This window comes from Chryseobacterium sp. GW823-FHT05E08 (genome assembly GCF_058795655.1).
This window is the reverse complement of record NZ_JBXAHY010000001.1, coordinates 416,577-438,320: the sequence shown is the minus strand read 5'-3', so window position 1 is coordinate 438,320 and position 21,744 is coordinate 416,577. Positions and strand designations below refer to the sequence as shown.

Genomic DNA, 21,744 nt, shown 5'->3' with positions numbered 1-21,744 from the left:
GTCGGATTTTTTATTTTTAAGCTAAAATAAATTGATTATTTATCAGATTTTTGAGCTTTAGATTTGATGAAGAAAGAAAAACCTGCATTCACTCCAAAGTTATTGTATCTGTTTTTGAACTGATCTGAACTTCCGTCAATATCCTGCTTGCTTGTGAATTGGTTGTAAGAAAGACCAACATTAAGTGCAAAAGACTGTGTAATCATATAATTAACACCACCTTTTACTTTCCAAGTAAATCCGCTTGCTGTATCGTCTGAAGAGTCTGTAACACCTGCTAAAGTCTCAGAAGATTTAGTTTTGTTTGTTGCAAAACCTGCTCCAGCTCCTAAATAAGGTACAAACTTAGTTCCGTTTGCAAAATAATACGTTGCTGTAGGCATAACAGAGAAGTTTGTAAGCGTAGACTTGCTCTTGTAATCGATATCAGATACGTCAAATTTTGTAGTGATGCTCGTTAAATCAAGATCGATACCTACTGCAAATTTATCCATAACAAAATATCCTACAGAAGGTGTAAAGTTAATTGTGCTAACTTTAGGACCGTCAGCAGAGTCTGATCCTACAGTTTGTTTCTGAGTGATATTGTTGAAAGAGAAACCAGTACTTCCGCTGATTACCCAGTCACCTTTAGTCATTTGAGCATTAGATAAGCCAAAAAGTGCAACTGCACCAGCTAATAGTAATTTTTTCATGTTTATTTAATTTTTAATTAAAAGTTTAAGTTTTATTTACAGACAAAAAGCCCTAAGAAATTAATCTTAGGACTCTATTTTTTTGATGTTTCGTTAATTATTTAGCGAAAACATATTTAACTCCGAAAGTTACAGCTGATAAATTCAAACCGAATTTATAGTTGTTTACACTCTTAGCTCCATCAACGTCAAATTTAGAAGTATTGTATCCAAATTCACCGAAAGTAGCTTCGATAGACCAGTTTTTGTTTAAGAAATAATCCAAACCTGGCTTAATGTTTACTCCGATTGAAGTATAGTTTGCTTTGTCAGAAACAGAATTTGTGCTAACAGTACTTCCTACAGTTGTAGTTGTAACACCTTCTTCTTTTACTTGACCGAATTCCATAGGAACTTCAAGTTGACCGAAGATATATAATTTGTCAGCAATAGTCCAGTATTTTCTTACGAAAGGAGCAACAACAAATGCAGATGTAGTATCTTTATTTTCTGATATTGCAGTTCCAACAGGAGATACTAAAGTTGAAGTTGTAGTAGTTTTATCATTCTTGTAACCAACTCCTAAACCTACAGCTAGGTTAGTTCCAACGAAATATCCTGCAGTAGGAATAACTTTAAAACTTTCTACTTTTTTGTCGTTATTGTTGTTTTCTTCTTGAGAATAACCTACTTGTCCTGAAATATATGCAGTTCCTTTTGCAATCTGAGCATTAGATAAACCGAAAAGTGCAACAGCACCCGCTAATAATAATTTTTTCATTTTATAAAATTTTAATACTTTCTGACGGCAAATTTACAGCGGGTACCACGAATATTAAAATTTGTTAATGTGATTAATATCATTCACAAAAATTGCCAATTTTAGAGATAAAATACACTAAACACTTGTTTGTATTTTTTTAGCAATATTTTTCATAAAAAAACTCCAATTCTGCAATCGGAGTCTTAAAATGGTTCTTTTTAAATATATTACTTTAAGAAGAAATTAACACCAAAGTTAATCGCTCCGAAGTTATAGTTGTTGTCACCATACCAGTAATAGTCATGATTCTTATACTTACTTGCAATATTTTGGAATCCTAAATACAATTCAGCTCTCTTCATTTGATATCCTACTCTTGGTGCGATATACAAACCACTATTGATATAATCTTTAGTAGAAATTGCCGCTCCAAGATCCAATCCTACGAAAAGAGGAATTTTAGCAAATTTATATTTTCCGGAGGCTGCAATTGGAATGAAACCAAAATCATCTACATTGTCTTTTCCAAAAAAATGAGAATACCCAGTAGTAGCACCAATGTCCAAACCTTTGGCAATATTCCACATATAAGCTGCGTCTATACCTACTGTAACGCTGGCTGCATCGGAAGCATCACCTAGCGGAGCACCAACATGACCACCTAATCTGAATCCTTCCTGAGCCTGCATAGCACCACCCAAAAGAGCAAAAGCTCCTAATAATAACAATTTTTTCATTTTAATAATTTTAAATTACTGGGCTCAAAATTACTAATTATTTTCTTTTTTAAAAGTTGGGTGGTTAATAATATCCTTTATATAACAAAAAAAGGCAAAACAAGTAAACCTGTTTTGCCTTTTATATTTTAAACTATTTAGAAATATTAGTTATTCCCGAATTTGAAGCCTACACCTACTTGTGCGAAGCTATTAGTGATTTTACCACCGCTGTTATCATTAGAAAGGTTAGATACTCCTAAGCTATATCTTGCATCAAAGAAAAGTCCGTTTTCAAGCATATATTCTACACCTACAAATGGAGCAATGTTTAATTTTTTGATATCATCTTTAATATCGATTTCACCTGAACCGTCCTCATCCTCTATATCTATGCTGATAAGATCTGAACCAATTACAGTTTTTTGTTTAGCAGTAAGGATAACTCCGAAGTTAGCACCAGCAGCAACAGATAAGTTTTCTGTGATAAAATATTTAGCAGAAATCGGTACTAGAAGTGTCCCGAAAGTAACTTTGGTTTGTTCACCAAAATAAATTCCTCCTGCATTTACTCCGTCAATCTTTTCTTTTGCTCCAAGTGGAGAGTATAAAACCTCTGCCTGAAAACCGAATTTATCATTGATTTTGTATTCTGCCATACCTCCAATGTAGAAAGTATATTTAGGATCCATTTTTCTTTTTTCTAAATCGTCTTGCTTTTCATCAACTTTGATTGTTGACATTGCAAAACCTACTTTAGGTCCGAATCTAAATTCCTGAGCGTTTACATTCGCACCTAGTACAGCTATTGCTGCAACGAGTAAAAGTTTTTTCATTGTATTAGTTTTTAAATTATTGTGCCGCAAAACTAATAAAATTTTTCGAATTAACAAATTTTAACAAAAATATATTAGTAATTGCATAGATATTATCAATTAAAGATAGTTTAGAGCATCGTATAAAAAGTTATTTTTTGAATTTAAAACCTACTCCAAACTGCAAAGAACTGCTTTTTAACACTTCAAATCCTTCGCCTTGAAATTCTTTTCCGATATTATAAATTCCAAAAGTATATCTAGCATCAAAGAAGATTTTTTTACTTAGATGAAATTCAATTCCTACAAAAGGATTGACTTCAAAAACTTTTACATACTTTTTAATATCAATTTCATCACCGAAAATATTTGAAAATATCTTTCCGTTATTTCGGTCTTTACTCATGGTTTCTAAGATAAAACTTGGGGCTATGCCTGCATTTATATTAACTTTTTCATTGAAATAATATTTAATCATTAAAGGAATATTCAGCTTACCTAATGTAATGGCATTCACATTTTCAGAGTGTCCGTCTTCATAAAACACATTTCTTCCACCTACAATCGAAAGGCCAATTTCACCTTGTAAAGCCCAATTTTCATTAAGCTTATGTTCAGCAAAACCAGCAACATACGCTGAAAGTTTTCCTTTAGAATCAAAATAGGAATCAGAACCCGCATAGTCCGTTTTCAAAGTAGAACGTCCTAAGCCGGTTTTGATTCCTAAAGTATTTTTTTGAGCGTTTAATTGAATCCCAATTAATAAATAAAAGGACAAAAACAAAAGTTTTTTCATGGTTAAGTTTAGATTTAATGCTAAAATAAACTCAATTTCTCAAGTCCAATTCCAACAAATCATCATTTCACTTAAACATCATTTTTGATTAACAAAAATTTAATCTTTCGATCTTTTATCTTCTTCGTTGTAGGCGAGAATAATCTTTTTCACAACAGGGTGTCTCACAACATCTTCTTCTGTAAGGTGAACAAAACCAATCTCTTTTACGTCTTTTAAGATTCTCATCGCTTCTTTTAACCCTGAATTTTGTTTCGGAGGTAAATCAATTTGAGTTGGATCTCCTGTGATAATGAATTTCGCATTCATCCCCATTCTGGTTAAAAACATTTTCATCTGAGCATGAGTCGTGTTTTGAGCTTCATCCAAAATAACAAAGGCGTCATCAAGAGTTCTACCTCTCATAAAAGCTAATGGAGCAACCTCAATGACTTTTTTCTCCATAAAACCTTCCAGTTTTTCATGAGGGATCATGTCGCGAAGCGCGTCGTATAAAGGCTGCAAATACGGATCAAGCTTTTCTTTAAGATCTCCCGGTAAAAACCCAAGGCTCTCCCCTGCTTCCACGGCTGGTCTCGTTAAAACAATTCTTTTGACTTCTTTATCTCTTAACGCTCTGGCCGCTAAAGCTACACTCGTATATGTTTTACCCGTTCCTGCTGGGCCAATGGCAAAAACCATATCTTTTTTCTCAGTTTCTCTTACTAATTTTTTAAGATTGGCGGTTTTAGCTTTAATAATTTTACCGTTTACTCCTTTTACGATAATATCCTGATCAAAAATCAACTGTTTTTCGTTCTCATCTTTTATTTTAAGAATATTTTCAACGTCTTTTAGTTCGATAGAATTATTTTTAGAAATAAATTTTACAATATCATCAAGTCTCTGTCTGAAAACATCCAGAGTTTCCTGATTTCCCATTGCAAAAATATAATGATCTCTTCCCGTAATTTTAAGCGTCGGAAAGCTGGATTTTATTAAATTGAAATATTGGTTATTAACTCCATAGAAGATTTTTGAATCAATATCTTCCAAATCATACGTTAATTCAAACATGCAAATATTTTTAGATTAGAATCTAAATTTAGAGTTTTTTTTCAAATAGATCTTAAATTTTTATCCACAAACAACCATTTTAATAATATCGTAACAAATCTTCTGATCTAAATAGAACATTACTAAACAATTATCAATTTCACATTAAAATCACAACAACAAAACAAATTGTTTATTACATCATCACAACCTTAACAGTCTTTTTAAAAACAAAATTAAAATCCAAACTTAAAAATTATTGATCTTTACATTTCATAAATTCAATATAGATTCTAAATTTTTAATATTTAACTTTAAATCAATTTATAACTGTAAGCCTTTATTTTATTCATTTTTAGGATATTTTTAAGGATTCAAATTCTCCTAATTCCCTTTATTTTAAATAAATTTGCAAAAACTATCATTCTAGAATTACAAAATGTCAATTATTACGCTTACTTCGGATTTCGGAAATTTAGATTACAGGGTTTCGGCTGTCAAAGGCAAGATTCTGTCTCTGAATTCGAAGGTTACTATTGTTGATATTACCCACGATATCCAGGCATTCAACCTTATACAAACTTCCTATATCGTTAGAAATGCCCATAAATACTTCCCGAAAGGCAGTATTCATATTTTGGCGGTAGACAGTTTTTTCCATAAATCAAGAAAAAATATTTTATATAAAGCAAACGACTCCTATTTTCTGGCAGCAGATAATGGACTTTTAAGTTTAGTTTTTTTTGATATTAAACCTGAAGCTATCTACGAAATTACGCTGAACAACAGGTTCGATGATGTGGTGAACTTTACATCAACCGATGTTTTTGTTCCTGCTGCAGTACATTTGGCAAATGGCGGTCTTCCGGAAGTTATCGGAAGAAAAATTGATACCGTAAAAGAACTTTTCTTCCCGAAACCTGTTTATAATGAGCCGGAAAGAATGATTATTGGAGAGGTAACATACATTGATAATTTCGGAAATATAATTTCAAATATCAACAAAGAAATTTTCGAAAGTACAGGCAAAGGGTATGAAAATTTCACTATAAAATTCAGAAACTTAACGCTTTCAAAGATATTTCAAAGCCATACTGAAGTGGTTTCCGACTGGGAAAGGGAGACAGAGTATCATGGACAGTCGGCGGCAATTTTCAATGACAGTCAGCTTTTAGAACTTACGATCTACAAAGGCAGCAAAAAAAATGGGGCAAAATCTTTGTTTGGATTGAACGTAGGCGAGAATATTTACATTCAATTTTTCTAAAATTATACATTTCATAAAAAAACCGATTTTTTTTATATATTTGTCAAAATCTAAAAATTAAAAATGGCAGAATACAAATTATTGCTTCCTTCCATGGGAGAAGGTGTTATGGAAGCGACAATTATCACTTGGTTATTCAATGAAGGTGATAGTGTAAAAGAGGATGATTCCGTAGTAGAAATTGCAACAGATAAGGTAGATTCAGACGTTCCGACACCAGTTTCGGGGAAAATTGTGAAAATCTTAAAGCAAAAAGACGAAGTTGCCAAAGTTGGTGAAGCCATTGCTATTTTAGAAATTGAAGGAGAAGGCGGAAATACAGCGTCAGAAGAAGTGAAAACGGAAACTCCAACTTCAGCTCCGGATGCTGAAACATTAAAAACGATTGAAGGAGCTTTAAACCCTACAGCTACTTCACATGTAGAATATTCAGGAGATCTTTATTTATCACCTCTTGTAAAATCTATCGCTCAACAGGAAAACATTTCTGAAACTGAACTTAAAACCATCAAAGGAAGCGGTTTAGAAGGAAGAATTACGAAAGAAGATATTTTAGCTCATGTAGCTAACAGAGGGAATCAACCTCAAACAACTCAGGCAGTTTCGGCTCCTGCTGTATCAGCTCCAAAACCAGTGGCAACAACTGCGGTTGCAACGCCAATTTCAGTAGCAGCAGGTGACGAGATCATTCCAATGGACAGAATGAGAAAAATCATCGCTGAAAACATGGTTAAAGCAAAACATATTGCGCCACACGTTACTTCTTTCATCGAAACAGACGTTACCAACGTTGTAAAATGGAGAAATAAGCATAAAGATATTTTCGAAAAACGTGAAGGTGAAAAATTAACTTTCATGCCGATTTTCGTAAAAGCGATTGTAAAGGCTATTCAGGATTATCCAATGATCAACGTTTCTATTAATGGTGAGAACATCATCAAGAAGAAAAACATCAATATCGGTATGGCTACTGCTCTTCCAGACGGAAATCTTATTGTTCCTGTTATCAAAAATGCAGATCAATTATCTCTGTCTGGTCTTGCAAAAGCAATCAATGACTTAGCTTATAGAGCAAGAAATAAAAAATTAAGACCTGAGGACACTCAAGGTGCAACATATACTATTTCTAACGTAGGAAGCTTTGGAAACTTAATGGGAACTCCTATTATTCCTCAGCCTCAGGTAGCTATTTTGGCAATCGGAGCCATCGTTAAGAAGCCTGCAGTTCTTGAAACTAAAGATGGTGATGTAATCGCAATCCGTCAGTTAATGTTTATGTCTCACTCGTATGACCACAGAGTTGTAGACGGTTCTCTTGGAGGTATGTTTCTGAAACATGTTCACGATTATCTTCAGAACTGGGATATGAACACGGAAGTATAAGTAATGAATAATTGGTAATGAGAAATTTTTGCCAATCAAATATAATTAACCTTCGAAATTTATTTTTCGGAGGTTTTTTAATTTTAGATTTAAATAAAAGCCTGTTTAAACTTTTTTATTTAACCACAAAAGACATGATGGAGTGATTTAAAATTTGGATACTTTTGAAAGCAAAAGTCCTCAAAAGAATAAAAATCAAAGATTTTTAAAAACTTATGTGTTCTTATTTGCCGTTTATTATGAACTTAAATAAATAGTACATCTAACCTTTTGTATCTTTTGTGGTTAAATAAAAAAGTTTAAACAAGTTCAATATTAAATTTAAGACAAACTTTAAATCCTAATTTATCTTTAGACAAAATAAAATCTGGTTAGAAATATATCCTATAGAATATGAATTCTATAAATTTCATGTAATTTTATAGCTCAAAACAAACAAATGTTGAAAATTTTCACCCTCATTCGAAGAAGTCTCAAAAAATCCTTCGACAATATCCGAAACGAACAGCTGAAGTACAACCTGCTTCAAGCGATCCCCTTTTGGATTGGGTCTGTGATTACGGGCTTTGTCGCTGTGATGTATGCTAAAATTTTCGCATGGGGAGAAAAGCTTTTGGAAATTATTCTTCATTGGCACGATTGGATGATTTTTATCATCGCTCCGATCGGTTTTGTACTTTCCTGGTGGCTGGTAAAAGAATTTGCTCCAAATGCCAAAGGAAGCGGAATTCCGCAGGTAATGGCAGCCGTTGAACTGGCTAACCCAAAAGAACATACCAAAATAAGAAGCTTACTAAGTTTAAAAATTATTGTTTTTAAAATCCTTTCCTCTGTCATATTAGTGATTGGTGGTGGTGCTGTTGGTCGTGAAGGTCCAACTATTCAAATTGCAGGTTCTGTTTTCAGAAAGGTTAATGAATATCTTCCTCATTGGTGGCCAAAAATTTCCAAGAAAAATATGATTATGACAGGCGCAGCTGCTGGTCTTGCAGCCGCTTTCAACACTCCGCTTGGCGGAATTGTATTTGCTGTTGAAGAACTTTCAAAAACGCATATTAATTACTTTAAAACAGCTCTTTTTACCGCTGTTATTATTGCCGGATTAACTGCTCAGACATTTGCAGGATCTTATTTATATTTAGGTTATCCCAAAACTAATGATGTTTCTTTAATGGTTATGTTTCCCATCGTTTTAGTCGCAGGAATTGCAGGAATTATGGCAAGTCAGCTTTCCGTAACCATGCTTAAAATGAATGACTGGAAAAAAAGAAAATTAAAAACAGACAAATCGAATGTTATTTTTTTGGTTGCCTGTGCTCTTTTTATCGCTTCTATCGCTTATTTCATCAACAGAGAAGTTTTAGGTTCAGGAAAAGAGATTATGCAAAGAGTACTTTTCACTCAGGATAAACATGAAGATTGGTATGTTCCTATTTTAAGAATGTTGGGTCCTGCGCTTTCGTTTACCTCAGGTGGCGCAGGTGGAATCTTTGCACCAGCCTTGACTGCCGGAGCAAGTATTGGATCTGTGATCTCAGGAGCGATACATTTAACGCCAAACGAAAGCAACGTCGTTATTCTAGGCGGAATGGTTGCCTTCCTTACCGGAATCACCCGAGCTCCATTTACATCAGCAATTATTGTATTGGAAATGACCGACAGGCATTCTCTGATTTTCCATTTGATGTTGGCTGGTATGGTTTCTTCCATTGCATCGATTTTAGTAAGCAGGCATTCATTGTATGATGTGATAAAGGTTAATTTCTTGGCGGAGATTAGAAAGGAGGATTGATGTTTTAGTGTTTTAGTGTTTTAGTGTTTTAGTGTTTTAGTGTTTTAGTGTTTTAGTGTTTTAGTGTTTTAGTGTTTTAGTGTGAAAAATAAATACAATTCTTGATTTTTAAATAATATTGATTCGATTATGTATTAATTTTCAAAAATTCACTATTCACGATTGACAATTCACCAATTTTATTTGATATTTTTTCACAAATATTTGTGCGATACATTGTGTATTAGAAATAAAATACATAATTTTGCACCTCGAAATAATTAACAAATTCATTTAACATTATGAACAATTACGAAACTGTTTTCATTTTAACTCCCGTTCTATCTGATGCTCAGGTGGAGGAAGCAGTGAAAAAATTCGAAGATCTTATCAAAGAAAAGAACTGCGAAATCGTTGCCAAAGAAAATTGGGGACTAAAAAAATTAGCTTATCCGATTCAATTGAAAAAGAACGGATTTTACACTTTAATTGAGTTTAAAGGTGAAGGTACTGTAGTTGCTGACTTAGAATTGGCATTCAAACGTGACGAAAGAGTAATTCGTTACCTTACTACAAAACTAGACAAGCACGCTGTAGAGTATGCTATCACTAGAAGAACTAAAGTAAAGACAGCTAAGGCTTAATATTAACCCCAAATTAAAAAAGACAAGACATGGCAATAGATGATATGGCTAAACAAGCCTCAGCTGGAGGAGAATCAGAAGTAAAATTCTTAACTCCACTTGATATCAATACAAAATCTGAAAAGAAATATTGTAGATTCAAAAAATTCGGAATTAAGCACGTTGATTACAAAGATGCTGATTTCTTATTACAGTTCGTAAACGAACAAGGTAAAATCTTACCAAGAAGATACACTGGAACTTCTTTGAAATACCAAAGAAAAGTTTCTGCTGCTATCAAAAGAGCAAGACACCTTGCTTTGATGCCTTACGTAGCTGACTTGTTGAAATAAGCCAACAAAAAATAAATAAAAGAAGAGAGTTCGCTTTCTTCTTTTGTTGCTGAATAAATAATTTTAATTCTAACGATTTTTAGATAAGAGATAAAAGATGAATGATAAAAGATTTTAAAGTCTTGCTTCTTTACTCTTTATTCTTTTCTCTAAAACTAAAAACGGACAACAACAATGGACATTATCCTAAAAAAAGACGTAGAAAACTTAGGTCTTGAATTCGATACAGTAAGCGTAAAACCAGGTTATGCTAGAAACTTCTTACTTCCTCAGGGAATTGCACTTTTAGCTACACCTAAAAACAAAGCAGCTCTAGAAGCTACTTTGGAAGCTAGAAAAGAAGAAGAAGCTAAATTAATCGCTACAGCTAACGGTGTAGTAGATCAATTGAAGAAAACTACAGTTATCATTCCTGCAAAAGTAGGTTCTGGTGATAAATTATTCGGATCTATCAACAATGCAGATCTTTCTGCTGCTCTTGCTAAAGCTGGAGTTTCTGTAGAGAAGAAATACATTAAAATCCCAGGAAACACTATTAAGAGAACTGGTAAAGTAACTGCTAACATCAGATTACACAGAAATGTTGAGTACAACTTCGAATTCGACATCGTATCTGACGCTCCAGTAGAAGCTCCTAAACCAGCTGCTCCTAAGAAAGTAGTTGCTGTAGAAGAAACTCCTTCTGAAGAAGCTTAAGATTCTATAGAGATTTTCTCAAATATATAAACCACTTCGTTTGAAGTGGTTTCTTTGTTTTTATTACCAATTGCTAATTAACCACTTATTTTTAGAAGCTTAATCCCGCTATCCACTCATACTCCTCACGCCAGCGCTCTCCAACACCAAAACCCTTTCAATCTCTCACTCCGTGTTGCGGGGTAACCGTTGCTATCGGGGCTAGGGCATTCGTCGCCATCATTACTTTTTGTCATTACGAGGAGTGTAGCGACGAAGCAATGACTCTAAAACACTAAAACTCTCATACACTCCAACACTCCAACACTCCAACTCTCCCACTCACCTATTTCCCTTTCAATTTCTGCTGATATTCACTCGGAGCCACCCCAATTACCTTTTTAAAAATATTACTGAAAGAAGACAAGCTATTATACCCAACCATCATCGCAATCTCATACATATTATACTTTCCTTCCAACATCAGCTCTAAGGAACGGGTGATTCTCAAAGCACGTAGAAAACGAACGTAATTCATCCCTAAAATCTCTTTAAACTTTCTGGATAAGGTTCTTGTACTCATTCCGAATTCTTTGGCAGTAGATTCGATTGTAAGAGGTTTTTCAAGGTTAGCATGAACGTATTTAGCAATCTTCAATAAGGTTTCATCTTTCGGAAAAGGATGTTGCACCGGAAATGCCAAATTTTTGTCTCTTTTCTCAGGGAGAATACTTTTTAGCGCTTTGAGGAAATAATATTTTGAAGTATCATTTTTTGTGATTTTCCCATCCCAGTCTTTAGTATATAAAATCATCTCTCTAAGCAAATGACTTACCGAATACACATTAATTTCATCAAAAAAGCCATTTTCATTTTCTTCTTTTTTAAAATAAAAATTATATAAATCTACTTTTGGACTTGAACTAAAAATATAATGTGGAGTTCCCGCGGGTATCCACATAAAACATCTAGCAGGAAGATACCAATGCTTTGAATCAGTAAAGACATGCACAATACCGCCCTCTGCATACACTAATTGTGCAGATCCGTGATAATGAACATCCGTTGTTATATTTCCTGCAAGTACATTATATACATAAAATTCGGCATCTTCTTCTTCGACTGCTCCAAAATGACTATCATTCATAGAATAAAGGTAAGGAGAAAATTTCACTTTGGCGTAAATGAACAAATCTTTTTCTGTTTTCACAAATCGTGTCTGGCACTCCACCCCGTAACTTTGCATAATCAAAATCAATTTATCAAAAAACCTTTAATTAAATTATGAAAATGATATTTAACGCATGTAGATATCAAGGCATTGCGTTGTGCTTATTATTGATAAGCAGCTTTCTACACTCACAAATGATAGATTACCAATCCCTTAGCTTACAACAAGCCGTGGAATTAGGTCTAAAGAATAATAAAAATATTAAGATAAGTTACTTAAAACAACAAATGTCCGAAACCAAAGAGAAAGATCTCAAAATGGAAAAATTACCGGACATTGAATTTCATACAAGCTATACTCAGGTTTCCAATCTTTTTCAACATGAAAATGGCTTATTCGGAAAAGCTACAAAATACGATGTAATTAACGGAATGTATGATTTTACACTTTCAGCTTCTATTCCAGTTTACATGGGAGGAAAAATTAAAAATACAGAGAAAAAAGCATCCATTGACACCGAAATTTCAAGTTTAAAAACTCATTTGGATGAAAGACAGCTTACCATGGAAATCATCACTGCCTTTCTTCAGATCCATCATTTAAAAGAACAGCAAAGTTTAATTAATGATAAAATGAAAGAAGATTCCGTAAATATCAAACAGGTAAAAGCCCTAAAAGCAAACGGCGTGGTAACAGTGAATGAAGTGTTGAGAACCTCTTTACAGCTTTCCAATCACAAAATGAGCTGGACAGAATTGGATAATGATATTCAAATCGCAGAACATAAATTAAAAACAATTCTTTCCCTTCCGGAAAACCAGGAAATGCACGTCAATACAGAAGATCTAATCTCTGATAAAGCTGAAATTCCGTATGTAGATGAATTAACAGAAACTGCTCTAATCAAGAACGAATCTGTTGAAATGACGCATAAAAACCTTTCATTAAAACAGTTGGATCAAAAAATAACAAGAGCGAATTATTTACCTAAAATAACAGCTGGTGGAGAATATTTTTTTAAATATCCGAATATGATGTTTTTCCCTCCTGAACCTTACGCTTACCGTTTAGGAATGATTGGAGTAAACCTTACTTATCCTATTGAAAGTCTGTATAAAAACAAATACAAAATGCAGGAAGCAAGGGAAAATATAAGCTTGGCAAAACTTCAAATTGAGGAAAACGATGAAAATATAAGACACAATGTCTATGAAGCCTACAAGAAGTTTGAAGAAACCGATCAAAAGGTGAAAATAGCCGAAGAAGCTATTAATCAAGCGAAAGAAAACTACCGTATTGTAAGAACAAAATACATCAATAAATTAAGTTTAATTACTGAACTTATTGATGCTGATAATGCCAATCTGGAAGCTCAATCTAATCTTATTTCCGTAAAAATAAACCGACAACTTAAATATTACCAACTCCAATATACGATTGGAAACCTGTAAAAAACTATGGCACAGAAACAATTAACACAAAAAGAAAAAAGAATCAATAAAACGATCACTTTATTGGCCTGGATCCTTATTATCAGCGGAATCACAGGAATGCTAAGTTTCTATCTTTTTTCGAGAAAAAATGTTACCACAAACGACGCGCAGATCGAACAATATATTACGCCTGTTTCCAGTAAAGTTTCAGGTTTCATTAAAACAATAAAATTCAACGAAAACCAATTCGTTCACAAAGGAGATACTTTGATCATCATTGATAACAGAGAATTTGTAAACCAAGTGAAAATGGCAGAAGCCAATCTTCACGCCAATTCTGAAAATATTACTACCATTCAAAGTGGGGTCAATACAAAAGAAAGTGACACCAAAATCATCGATGCAAAAATTGCCTCTGCCAAAATTGATATTTGGAGAACGGAGCAGGATTTTAAAAGATATAAAAACCTGGTTTCAGAGGATGCCGCTACCGAACAACAGTTTGAAAATGTAAAAGCTTCATACGATCAGGCAAAAGCTAATCTTTTAGCGTTGGAACAGCAAAAAAATGCCGTAAAAGCAAGTGCAAACGAACAGGAAACAAAAGTTGCTCCGGCGAAAAGTCAGATCCAGCAAAGTTCTGCAAGCTTGAATAATGCTCAACTTTTCCTTTCCTACACGGTAGTTACAGCGCCTTATGACGGTTGGGTTGGAAAGAAAACAATTCAGGAAGGTCAGTTGATTAAAGAAGGTCAGGCTTTGGTTCAAATTGTTAGTAAAGAAAAATGGATCATTGCCAATTATAAAGAAACTCAGCTTGGACAAATCGATCAAAAGCAAGAAATTACGATTACCGCAGATGCCTTTCCTGATGTAGAATTCAAAGGGAAAATTGTATCAATTTCACCTGCTTCAGGTTCCCAGTTTTCTTTAGTGAAACCAGACAATGCAACAGGAAACTTCGTTAAAATAGAACAGAGATTCCCTGTGAAAATTATTCTTGATAACAATCAAAATAACGAAAAACTACTTTCTGGAATGAATGTTCTGGTGAGTGCAAAGAAAATATAAAGTTTGAGTGTATGAGGGTTTGAGAGTTTTATGTGATGTTAGATTTTATGTAAAGATTTAAATTTTCAAATTCCTCTTTCTCAAATTTAAAATCAACCAATTAAGTTCTTTTTTCAACGAAAAGGCTGGACTGCAAAGCAGCAAAATTGCCATTTTTTCTTACGCATTTTGCCATTTTACCTTTTACTTTTTTTACATTTTGCTTTTCGGTCTTTTCGTTTTTATTCATTAAAAAAATGCAACACAATTCAGTTTATTATAAATGGGTTCCACAATGGCTGAAGCTGCCGCTTCTTGTATTGGCATTGTTTCCGCACTTGATGCTATTGTCAATCCTGCATTCCAACAGTGCTTTTACGTCGTCTTTTATGGATGTAGATCCTGATGACATTCAGTATTTATTAATGATGATGTACGGAACATTCGTGGTAACCATGTTAGTTTTACAGCGGTTTATGGCTTATTTTAGTGTAAAATATTATATTCTGCTGATGTCTTCCATTTCGGTCATTATTTTATATGTTTTATCCATCACGAACGACTATCATATCATTTTAGTAATCAGATTTCTAGAAGGGATTTTTGGATTAATGGAAGGTGCCATATTTTTACCTTTAATTATTGCGGAATTAAAAACAAAACACGCCAAAGTGATTGCCTATCTTTTCATGTACACGATCATGCTGACGGGTGGAACAGTCACAACTTCTTTGTTAAAATCGAGCATTCAGGACTATGATTTCCAGCATATGATCTTAATGATTCTTTACTTTCATATTTTTGTTTTAATTATCGGAATTGCTCTTTTCAACAGAAACAGATTCTTTCCTAAAAAGCCCCTGTATCAATTAGATATTACAAGTTGGTTTCTGCTTTGGATTTGTTTACAAGCCGGAGCTTACACCATTATTTACGGAAAAAAATTGATGTGGTTTGAATCTGACACCATCATTTTATGTCTGTTTGTATTCCTGATTTCAGGTGGATTATTTATGCTAAAACAGAGAAATTCTAAACGTCCTCTTTTCCATTTTGAAGTTTTCAGTTCAAAAAATGTAATTGTTGGAATGCTTTTATTTTTCATATTTTATTTAATTCGTTCAGGTTTAAATAATGTATACAGCATCATGGCAACCGTCTGGAAATGGCCTTGGGATTACATTGTTGACATCCAATATTGGAATGTTTTGGGAACAATTATTGGCGTATTTTTATCCGGGATATGTTTAATGAAAGGCGTTTCTTCAAGAATTGTATTCTTCACAGGATTTCTATTATTAGCGATTGATTGCGCTTGGTTTACTTATACTTTTTATCCCGATACAACACTACAAACTATTTGTCCGCCTTTATTTTTACAGGGACTTGCGCAAGGATTGTTGTTTACACCTTTAGTATTTTTCCTGATCTCAGGAATGTCCGAAGAAAACGTTTCCAATGCCACAGCCTTGGGTACTTCTACCCGTTTCTGGACAACCGCAATTGGTTACGCTTTAATGCAGAATTTGATGTTATTTTTAACCTTAAAACATTCGGATACATTAAGTTTTCAATTAACAGATACAAATCCGGTTTTTTATTCACAGTGGAATCAAATCTTTGGAGCCAATATTGCAAAACTGCCTATTAATGACTCATTATCAATGACCGCGGGAGCTTTTAAAGCTAAAATTGCCGCACAGTCCATGTTACTTTCCAACATGGAAATCTTCACAGGATTATTTTGGTTGGCATTGATCACCGCTTTGCTTTTGCTTCTGTATCATCCCGTGAAAATTGCAATTAGAAATATAATGTAATTTTTAGGCAAAAGATTTGCATTATTTTCTGAAATTTGGTTTATGGAAATTCAGGAAATCGTATCAAAGCAGAAAGAGTTTTTCAACACACAGAAAACGAAGAATCTAAAATTCAGGAAAATGTATCTTGAAAAATTAAGAGATCTTATTCTTGAAAATGAAAATCTTTTAAATGAAGCCATTTACAAAGATTTTGGTAAATCAAAATTTGATACGTTTACCACTGAAATTTCTTTTATTCTAAAGGATATTAATTATTATCTTAAAAATTTAAATGCTTTAGCAAAACCAAAAAAAGTAAGAACCAATCTCTCCAACCAAATCGGAAGCAGTAGAATTTACTCCGATCCGTTAGGCTGTGTTTTAGTTATTGGAGCCTGGAACTATCCTTATCAATTATCCCTTTCTCCTATTATTGCTGCCTTAGCTGCAGGGAATTGCTGTATTTTAAAGCCAAGTGAAATTGCTGAAAATACAATGAAAGCAATGTCTAAAATCATCAATGAAAATTTTCCTCCCGAATATTTATATGTTTTTGAAGGAGGAATTGATGAAACAACAGAACTTCTAAAATTAAAATTCGATAAAATATTTTTCACTGGAAGCACGAAAGTTGGGAAAATTATTTACAAAGCTGCAGCCGAACATTTAACGCCCGTAACTTTAGAATTAGGCGGAAAATCTCCTGTCATTATAACTAAAGATGCCAATCTTGAAGTCGCAGCCAAAAGAATTATTTGGGGTAAATTTTTAAATGCCGGACAAACCTGTGTAGCTCCGGATTATTTATTGGTTGAAGAATCTATTCAGGAACAGTTTTTGGAAATGTTGAGAAATCAAATTAAAGAATTTAAGTATGAGCCAAATTCTGAGCAATACACAAGAATTATCAATCAAAAGAACTTTCAAAGATTAATTAAATTGATCGATAAAGAAAAAATATATTTCGGTGGAAATTATAATGAAGAAAAATTATACATTGAACCGACTATTTTAAATAATATAAATTGGGAAGATGATGTGATGCAGGAAGAGATTTTTGGACCTGTTTTGCCTGTGATTTCATTTAAAAGTTTTAATCAAATAGTAAATTCTCTGATTGAACTTGAAAAACCATTATCAGCCTATTTATTCACCAATAATTCTGAAGAGAAGGAATCTTTCACTCAAAAACTTTCTTTTGGCGGAGGCGGTATCAATGATGTTGTGATGCATTTAGGAAATGACAATCTCCCTTTTGGTGGCGTTGGAAGCTCAGGAATGGGAAATTACCATGGAAAATTTGGCTTTGAAACTTTTTCACATCAAAAACCTGTTCTTGAAAAAGCAACTTGGGGAGAACCGAATATTAAATATCCTCCGTATTCTGAAAAGAAACTAAGCTGGATTAAAAAATTACTTTAAAAATAAAAAAACCGAGAAAATTTCTCGGTTTTAATTTTTATGATTTCGGAGCCCATTGATTGAAAAACTCTTTTGTTTTTTCCAAACTGTATCCTTTATCCTGTTCCAAAACATCACTTTGCTGTACGTGAATCATTTTTCCGTCTTTATCTAAAACAATGAAAACAGGATAACCAAATTTTTCACCAGGATTTCCATATTGACTAAAAACTTTCTCGTTTTTATTATCCGGAGAGAAATTTAAATGATAATACACGTAATTTTTATCTACAATTCCCTTTAATTCAGGAGTTGTCTGCACAAACTGATTAAAACGAAGACACCAGATACACCAATTTCCTCCCGCCTGAATCATAATATTTTTATTTTCCTTCTTAGCCTGAACGATCAGAGCTTCAATATCTTTCTGAGCATCCGCTTTTGGGTTGTATGGTTTAGGTAATTTTGCTTTTTCCTCTGCCGCTGCCTTTTTCTTCTGCTCCATTACTTTCGGATCTTCCTTCACTTTTTCTGTTTGAGCATACGCCATTGATCCAAATGCCATAAATAGGGCTACAAAATATTTTAATGATGTCTTTTTCATACTATAAAAATAAAAAATTAATACTTATTATCAGCAAAAATGAAACCATAATTTTATTATCACTAAATTTGCACGTTTTATGAATTTCCTTATCAAAATATTATACTTAATTTCTAAACTTCCTCTGAAAATATTATATATATTTTCGGACATTATCTTCTTTTTAAATTATTATGTTGTTGGATATAGAAAACAAGTAATCACTCAGAATTTAAAGAACTCTTTCCCAGAAAAATCGGAAGAAGAAATTGCTGCAATTAAAAAGAAATTTTATTTAAATTTTTCAGATTATTTGGCAGAAACAATAAAATCTTTCACCATGTCTGAAACGGAAACAAAGGTAAGGATGCAGCACATTAACCAAGAATTGTTTCACGAAGCTAAAGAAGAAGGAAAAAATATTATTTTGTTGGCAGGACATGTTTTCAATTGGGAATGGATGAATACTTTGGCTACCATCGTACCACAAACAAACTGTCATCCGGTTTATAGAAAGGTTAACAGTACTTTTTGGGAAAATCAGATGAAAAAAGTAAGAAGCAAGTTTGGGAATGATGCCTTGGAAGCAAATGAAGTTGTCTTAAATATTTTCAGATCTAAAAACAACGGCGATTCTATTTATCTTTTTGTAGCAGATCAAACACCGCATTTTTCGCATGTCAGTTACGGATTAGAGTTTCTAAATCAAAGAACTCCCGCATTTATAGGCTATGATAAATTAGCCACAAGAATGGATCTTATTTTCATTTATTGTGAAATGAAGAAGGTTAAACGTGGTTTTTATCAGATTAATTACCATAGAGTTATGCCTGACGGAGAGAAATTTGCAAAAAATGAAGTGGTAAGAAAATTCCATAAATTGTTAGAAAATACGTTGCATAAAAGACCCGATAATTATTTGTGGTCACACAGAAAATGGAAATATCAAGATTCTATTAAAGATTTTGATTCCGAAAAAATATAGATGGAGATGTCGAAAAAACTAGCAGTTGCCATATTAAACTGGAACGGTAAAAACTGGCTTGAAAAATTTCTGCCAAGTGTTGTTCAATTTTCTCAAAATGCAGATATTTATGTCATTGATAATCTTTCTACAGACGATTCTATAGACTATTTACGAGCTCATTTTCCATCAGTCCACATTATCAAAAACGATCAGAATTTTGGCTTTGCAGGAGGTTATAATGAAGGTTTAAAGCAGATTAAACCTGAATATTACTGTTTGCTCAATTCAGATGTTGAAGTCACTGAAAACTGGATAGAACCTGTGTTAGAATTATTTGAAAAAAATTCCGAAATATCAGCTATTCAGCCAAAAATATTATCTTTTAATAATAAAAATTTCTTCGAATTTGCAGGAGCTGGCGGTGGTTTAATAGACAACCTTGGCTATCCTTATTGCAGAGGAAGAGTATTTGATGATTTGGAAGAAGATAAAGGTCAGTATGATGATGAAACTGAGATTTTCTGGGCTTCAGGATGTTGTTTTTTCATCCGTTCTAAAGATTTCTGGGAACAGAAAGGTTTTGATGAAAGATTTTTTGCCCATCAGGAAGAAATCGATCTTTGTTGGAGATTAATTAATTCAGGAAAGAAAATATTTTATACAGGAAAATCTAAAGTTTATCACGTTGGAGGAGGAACTTTAAACAAACAAAGCGCTCAAAAGACTTATTTAAACATCAGGAATAACCTTTCGATGATGTTGAAAAATTTACCATTTCCTACATTAATTTGGTTGATATTTTTCAGATTGTGTTTAGACGGAATCGCTGGAATTTATTTTGGATTTAAACATGGGTTTCCACATCTCTGGGCTGTTGCAAGAGCACATTTTGGTTTCTATGCACAACTTCCCGGAACCTGGAAGCTTCGTCAAAAACATCAAAAAGATAATTTCTATCAATCCAAATGGTTGATTTTTAAACATTTTCTCTAAAAGGTATCAGGAGTTAGGTTTTAGGACTTAGTTTCAGGATTGATCAGTAATATTTAAGGAACGTTGAAAGATGCAGCCCGACTTGAGTGGAGCACATTTTGTAGTTTTTTAGAAAGGAAAAAGCGTTGGCAAAACTACAAAATTGCGGGAACGGAAGGCATAAATAAGATAAAAGCGAATGCTTTTTCGAAGTTTACGAACGAAGTTCTTAGCTGCCCAAAATATTAGAAATAATTCATATCTTATACCACTTAATTTTATAATTACATTTCATGGATTTTTGCGCAATAGATTTCGAAACAGCCACTAACGACAGGAGTTCAGCTTGTGAAGTTGGCGTTTGTGTTGTGCAGGATTCTAAAATTATAGAGACAAAAACCTGGTTGATAAAACCTCCTAGTTTTCCATATTTTAGTCAATATAATATCGATGTACACGGAATTGTACCTAATGATGTAAAAAATTCTCCTACTTTCGATGAAATCTGGTACGAAATTCAGGAAATGATGTACGGAACATTAATGATTGCTCACAACGCGAGTTTTGACGCCGGAGTTTTAAGAGCATGTCTGAGTCATTATGGAATATTTACGCCTAAAATAGACTATTTATGCAGTATTCAGCTTGCTAAGAAATCATGGAATTATCTGCCTAAATATGGTTTAAAACATTTGGCGGAATATCATCAAATCAAATTTAAACATCACAGAGCAGGCGCTGATGCAGAAGTTTGTGCGAAAATTTCATTATTGGCTTTTGAAAAATTATTTCTTACAAGCAATGATGAAGTTTCTGATTATATGAAGCTGAAAATTAAAAAGCTTTAATAAAAGCTTTTTGTTGTATCAGAAGCATCTCTAAAAAGCAATTTAGATTCCTACTTAGATTCCTACGGAATGACAAATTAATGTAAAATTGGACTAATTATTGGCTGTTTTAATTTGAATAATTGTGAGTATTTTTATCCCACAGATTGCACAGATTTACACAGATGATAATGTTTAAACTTCATCTACACTCTCTTAGCTTTTCTGCTACAGTTTATTCAGAATTAATTGCTTAGAACTTCGGAAAGCAGGTTAAATTTCGGAATGTCAATTTCAAAACTTTCCTGAGTATCCATATTTTTAACCAAATATTTTCCACTCATATTTCCTACTCCGGAACGTAACATTACATTGGAAAAGTAAGCAAAATTCTCACCTACAGGAATTTCCGGTGTTAATCCTATTACACCATCTCCTATGATCTCTGTAAATCCGAATCCTACGTCAAAAATTAACCATTTTCTTTTAAGAATTTTTATAGGAAAATTTCCGTCATTTTCTATCGTTATGCTATATTTAAAAACATATCGATTTTCGGATGGATAACTGTTTTTGCTATCGTATTCAGGTATTACTGAAACTTTGATATTCGAAGTCATTTTTGAAAACATCACTTTTGTATTTTTTAGATATATACAAAAATCTC

General features: G+C 33.2%; 22 protein-coding genes. 13 read left to right on the top strand and 9 right to left on the bottom strand.

The window, feature by feature from the left end; translation table 11 throughout:
• Positions 1 to 35 precede the first annotated feature (35 nt).
• The 6 genes from AC1Q7L_RS02040 to AC1Q7L_RS02015 form a co-directional block, all read right to left on the bottom strand.
• Positions 36 to 695 carry an outer membrane protein gene (locus AC1Q7L_RS02040; RefSeq protein ID WP_492305629.1) on the bottom strand — a complete coding sequence of 220 codons (660 nt, stop codon included), beginning with the start codon at positions 693 to 695 and terminating at the stop codon, positions 36 to 38.
• Between the two features lie 97 nt (positions 696 to 792).
• The gene (locus AC1Q7L_RS02035; protein WP_492305630.1) at positions 793 to 1,455 is read right to left on the bottom strand and encodes an outer membrane beta-barrel protein; all 663 of its coding nucleotides are present in this window, start codon (positions 1,453 to 1,455) and stop codon (positions 793 to 795) included.
• A 209-nt stretch (positions 1,456 to 1,664) separates the two neighbouring features.
• The gene (locus AC1Q7L_RS02030) at positions 1,665 to 2,174 is read right to left on the bottom strand and encodes a hypothetical protein (RefSeq protein ID WP_066758078.1); all 510 of its coding nucleotides are present in this window, start codon (positions 2,172 to 2,174) and stop codon (positions 1,665 to 1,667) included.
• A 146-nt stretch (positions 2,175 to 2,320) separates the two neighbouring features.
• Positions 2,321 to 2,989, bottom strand: coding sequence for a porin family protein (locus AC1Q7L_RS02025; protein WP_410690703.1), 669 nt, complete (start codon positions 2,987 to 2,989; stop codon positions 2,321 to 2,323).
• Between the two features lie 130 nt (positions 2,990 to 3,119).
• Positions 3,120 to 3,764, bottom strand: a complete 645-nt coding sequence (locus AC1Q7L_RS02020; protein ID WP_492305631.1) for a porin family protein — start codon at positions 3,762 to 3,764, stop codon at positions 3,120 to 3,122.
• A gap of 99 nt (positions 3,765 to 3,863) precedes the next feature.
• Positions 3,864 to 4,820 carry a PhoH family protein gene (locus tag AC1Q7L_RS02015; RefSeq protein ID WP_410690704.1) on the bottom strand — a complete coding sequence of 319 codons (957 nt, stop codon included), beginning with the start codon at positions 4,818 to 4,820 and terminating at the stop codon, positions 3,864 to 3,866.
• A 418-nt stretch (positions 4,821 to 5,238) separates the two neighbouring features.
• Between AC1Q7L_RS02015 and AC1Q7L_RS02010 the strand changes: the two genes are divergently transcribed.
• The 6 genes from AC1Q7L_RS02010 to rplI all read left to right on the top strand — a co-directional run bounded on the left by AC1Q7L_RS02010 (position 5,239) and on the right by rplI (position 10,892).
• The gene (locus AC1Q7L_RS02010) at positions 5,239 to 6,066 is read left to right on the top strand and encodes an SAM hydrolase/SAM-dependent halogenase family protein (RefSeq protein ID WP_410690706.1); all 828 of its coding nucleotides are present in this window, start codon (positions 5,239 to 5,241) and stop codon (positions 6,064 to 6,066) included.
• Positions 6,067 to 6,129: 63 nt separating this feature from the next.
• Positions 6,130 to 7,449: a dihydrolipoamide acetyltransferase family protein gene (locus tag AC1Q7L_RS02005; RefSeq protein WP_492305632.1), complete on the top strand. Its 1,320-nt coding sequence runs from the start codon at positions 6,130 to 6,132 to the stop codon at positions 7,447 to 7,449.
• Between the two features lie 439 nt (positions 7,450 to 7,888).
• A complete protein-coding gene (locus tag AC1Q7L_RS02000) occupies positions 7,889 to 9,241 on the top strand; it encodes a chloride channel protein (RefSeq protein ID WP_492305633.1) in 1,353 nt (450 codons plus the stop codon).
• Between the two features lie 281 nt (positions 9,242 to 9,522).
• Entirely contained in the window at positions 9,523 to 9,864 is a 342-nt protein-coding gene (rpsF, locus tag AC1Q7L_RS01995) for a 30S ribosomal protein S6 (RefSeq protein WP_066758064.1), read from the top strand.
• A 29-nt stretch (positions 9,865 to 9,893) separates the two neighbouring features.
• On the top strand, positions 9,894 to 10,196 hold the full coding sequence (gene rpsR / locus AC1Q7L_RS01990) for a 30S ribosomal protein S18 (RefSeq protein ID WP_027382072.1): 303 nt from the start codon (positions 9,894 to 9,896) through the stop codon (positions 10,194 to 10,196).
• Positions 10,197 to 10,370: 174 nt separating this feature from the next.
• A complete protein-coding gene (gene rplI, locus AC1Q7L_RS01985; protein ID WP_066758063.1) occupies positions 10,371 to 10,892 on the top strand; it encodes a 50S ribosomal protein L9 in 522 nt (173 codons plus the stop codon).
• Between the two features lie 325 nt (positions 10,893 to 11,217).
• Here rplI and AC1Q7L_RS01980 read toward each other — a convergent pair whose 3' ends face one another.
• The gene (locus tag AC1Q7L_RS01980) at positions 11,218 to 12,081 is read right to left on the bottom strand and encodes a helix-turn-helix domain-containing protein (protein ID WP_492329371.1); all 864 of its coding nucleotides are present in this window, start codon (positions 12,079 to 12,081) and stop codon (positions 11,218 to 11,220) included.
• A gap of 74 nt (positions 12,082 to 12,155) precedes the next feature.
• On the opposite strand from AC1Q7L_RS01980, the gene AC1Q7L_RS01975 reads away from it, so the two are divergent.
• From AC1Q7L_RS01975 to AC1Q7L_RS01960, 4 genes are all read left to right on the top strand, one after another.
• Complete coding sequence (locus tag AC1Q7L_RS01975; RefSeq protein WP_492329370.1) at positions 12,156 to 13,493, top strand: TolC family protein; 1,338 nt, start codon at positions 12,156 to 12,158, stop codon at positions 13,491 to 13,493.
• A gap of 6 nt (positions 13,494 to 13,499) precedes the next feature.
• Complete coding sequence (locus AC1Q7L_RS01970; RefSeq protein WP_492305636.1) at positions 13,500 to 14,546, top strand: HlyD family secretion protein; 1,047 nt, start codon at positions 13,500 to 13,502, stop codon at positions 14,544 to 14,546.
• Positions 14,547 to 14,782: 236 nt separating this feature from the next.
• Entirely contained in the window at positions 14,783 to 16,345 is a 1,563-nt protein-coding gene (locus tag AC1Q7L_RS01965) for an MFS transporter (protein WP_492305637.1), read from the top strand.
• A gap of 42 nt (positions 16,346 to 16,387) precedes the next feature.
• Complete coding sequence (locus AC1Q7L_RS01960) at positions 16,388 to 17,749, top strand: aldehyde dehydrogenase (RefSeq protein ID WP_492305638.1); 1,362 nt, start codon at positions 16,388 to 16,390, stop codon at positions 17,747 to 17,749.
• 37 nt (positions 17,750 to 17,786) lie between these two features.
• Here AC1Q7L_RS01960 and AC1Q7L_RS01955 read toward each other — a convergent pair whose 3' ends face one another.
• Entirely contained in the window at positions 17,787 to 18,278 is a 492-nt protein-coding gene (locus AC1Q7L_RS01955) for a thioredoxin family protein (RefSeq protein WP_410691282.1), read from the bottom strand.
• A gap of 133 nt (positions 18,279 to 18,411) precedes the next feature.
• On the opposite strand from AC1Q7L_RS01955, the gene AC1Q7L_RS01950 reads away from it, so the two are divergent.
• From AC1Q7L_RS01950 to AC1Q7L_RS01940, 3 genes are all read left to right on the top strand, one after another.
• A complete protein-coding gene (locus AC1Q7L_RS01950) occupies positions 18,412 to 19,296 on the top strand; it encodes a lysophospholipid acyltransferase family protein (protein WP_492305639.1) in 885 nt (294 codons plus the stop codon).
• Between the two features lie 6 nt (positions 19,297 to 19,302).
• Positions 19,303 to 20,271, top strand: coding sequence for a glycosyltransferase family 2 protein (locus AC1Q7L_RS01945; RefSeq protein WP_492305640.1), 969 nt, complete (start codon positions 19,303 to 19,305; stop codon positions 20,269 to 20,271).
• A 272-nt stretch (positions 20,272 to 20,543) separates the two neighbouring features.
• A complete protein-coding gene (locus tag AC1Q7L_RS01940) occupies positions 20,544 to 21,098 on the top strand; it encodes a 3'-5' exonuclease (RefSeq protein ID WP_066758043.1) in 555 nt (184 codons plus the stop codon).
• A gap of 224 nt (positions 21,099 to 21,322) precedes the next feature.
• On the opposite strand, the gene apaG is transcribed toward AC1Q7L_RS01940, so the two are convergent.
• Positions 21,323 to 21,697, bottom strand: a complete 375-nt coding sequence (gene apaG / locus AC1Q7L_RS01935) for a Co2+/Mg2+ efflux protein ApaG (protein WP_492305641.1) — start codon at positions 21,695 to 21,697, stop codon at positions 21,323 to 21,325.
• Positions 21,698 to 21,744 lie beyond the last annotated feature (47 nt).

What these genes read in the sequence shown, in the direction of transcription:
- AC1Q7L_RS02040 (WP_492305629.1), bottom strand. Translation starts at nt 695, where the DNA reads ATGAAAAAATTACTATTAGCTGGTGCAGTTGCACTTTTTGGCTTATCT.
- AC1Q7L_RS02035 (WP_492305630.1), bottom strand. Translation starts at nt 1,455, where the DNA reads ATGAAAAAATTATTATTAGCGGGTGCTGTTGCACTTTTCGGTTTATCT.
- AC1Q7L_RS02030 (WP_066758078.1), bottom strand. Translation starts at nt 2,174, where the DNA reads ATGAAAAAATTGTTATTATTAGGAGCTTTTGCTCTTTTGGGTGGTGCT.
- AC1Q7L_RS02025 (WP_410690703.1), bottom strand. Translation starts at nt 2,989, where the DNA reads ATGAAAAAACTTTTACTCGTTGCAGCAATAGCTGTACTAGGTGCGAAT.
- AC1Q7L_RS02020 (WP_492305631.1), bottom strand. Translation starts at nt 3,764, where the DNA reads ATGAAAAAACTTTTGTTTTTGTCCTTTTATTTATTAATTGGGATTCAA.
- AC1Q7L_RS02015 (WP_410690704.1), bottom strand. Translation starts at nt 4,820, where the DNA reads ATGTTTGAATTAACGTATGATTTGGAAGATATTGATTCAAAAATCTTC.
- AC1Q7L_RS02010 (WP_410690706.1), top strand. Translation starts at nt 5,239, where the DNA reads ATGTCAATTATTACGCTTACTTCGGATTTCGGAAATTTAGATTACAGG.
- AC1Q7L_RS02005 (WP_492305632.1), top strand. Translation starts at nt 6,130, where the DNA reads ATGGCAGAATACAAATTATTGCTTCCTTCCATGGGAGAAGGTGTTATG.
- AC1Q7L_RS02000 (WP_492305633.1), top strand. Translation starts at nt 7,889, where the DNA reads ATGTTGAAAATTTTCACCCTCATTCGAAGAAGTCTCAAAAAATCCTTC.
- rpsF (WP_066758064.1), top strand. Translation starts at nt 9,523, where the DNA reads ATGAACAATTACGAAACTGTTTTCATTTTAACTCCCGTTCTATCTGAT.
- rpsR (WP_027382072.1), top strand. Translation starts at nt 9,894, where the DNA reads ATGGCAATAGATGATATGGCTAAACAAGCCTCAGCTGGAGGAGAATCA.
- rplI (WP_066758063.1), top strand. Translation starts at nt 10,371, where the DNA reads ATGGACATTATCCTAAAAAAAGACGTAGAAAACTTAGGTCTTGAATTC.
- AC1Q7L_RS01975 (WP_492329370.1), top strand. Translation starts at nt 12,156, where the DNA reads ATGAAAATGATATTTAACGCATGTAGATATCAAGGCATTGCGTTGTGC.
- AC1Q7L_RS01970 (WP_492305636.1), top strand. Translation starts at nt 13,500, where the DNA reads ATGGCACAGAAACAATTAACACAAAAAGAAAAAAGAATCAATAAAACG.
- AC1Q7L_RS01965 (WP_492305637.1), top strand. Translation starts at nt 14,783, where the DNA reads ATGCAACACAATTCAGTTTATTATAAATGGGTTCCACAATGGCTGAAG.
- AC1Q7L_RS01960 (WP_492305638.1), top strand. Translation starts at nt 16,388, where the DNA reads ATGGAAATTCAGGAAATCGTATCAAAGCAGAAAGAGTTTTTCAACACA.
- AC1Q7L_RS01955 (WP_410691282.1), bottom strand. Translation starts at nt 18,278, where the DNA reads ATGGCGTATGCTCAAACAGAAAAAGTGAAGGAAGATCCGAAAGTAATG.
- AC1Q7L_RS01950 (WP_492305639.1), top strand. Translation starts at nt 18,412, where the DNA reads ATGAATTTCCTTATCAAAATATTATACTTAATTTCTAAACTTCCTCTG.
- AC1Q7L_RS01945 (WP_492305640.1), top strand. Translation starts at nt 19,303, where the DNA reads ATGTCGAAAAAACTAGCAGTTGCCATATTAAACTGGAACGGTAAAAAC.
- AC1Q7L_RS01940 (WP_066758043.1), top strand. Translation starts at nt 20,544, where the DNA reads ATGGATTTTTGCGCAATAGATTTCGAAACAGCCACTAACGACAGGAGT.
- apaG (WP_492305641.1), bottom strand. Translation starts at nt 21,697, where the DNA reads ATGACTTCGAATATCAAAGTTTCAGTAATACCTGAATACGATAGCAAA.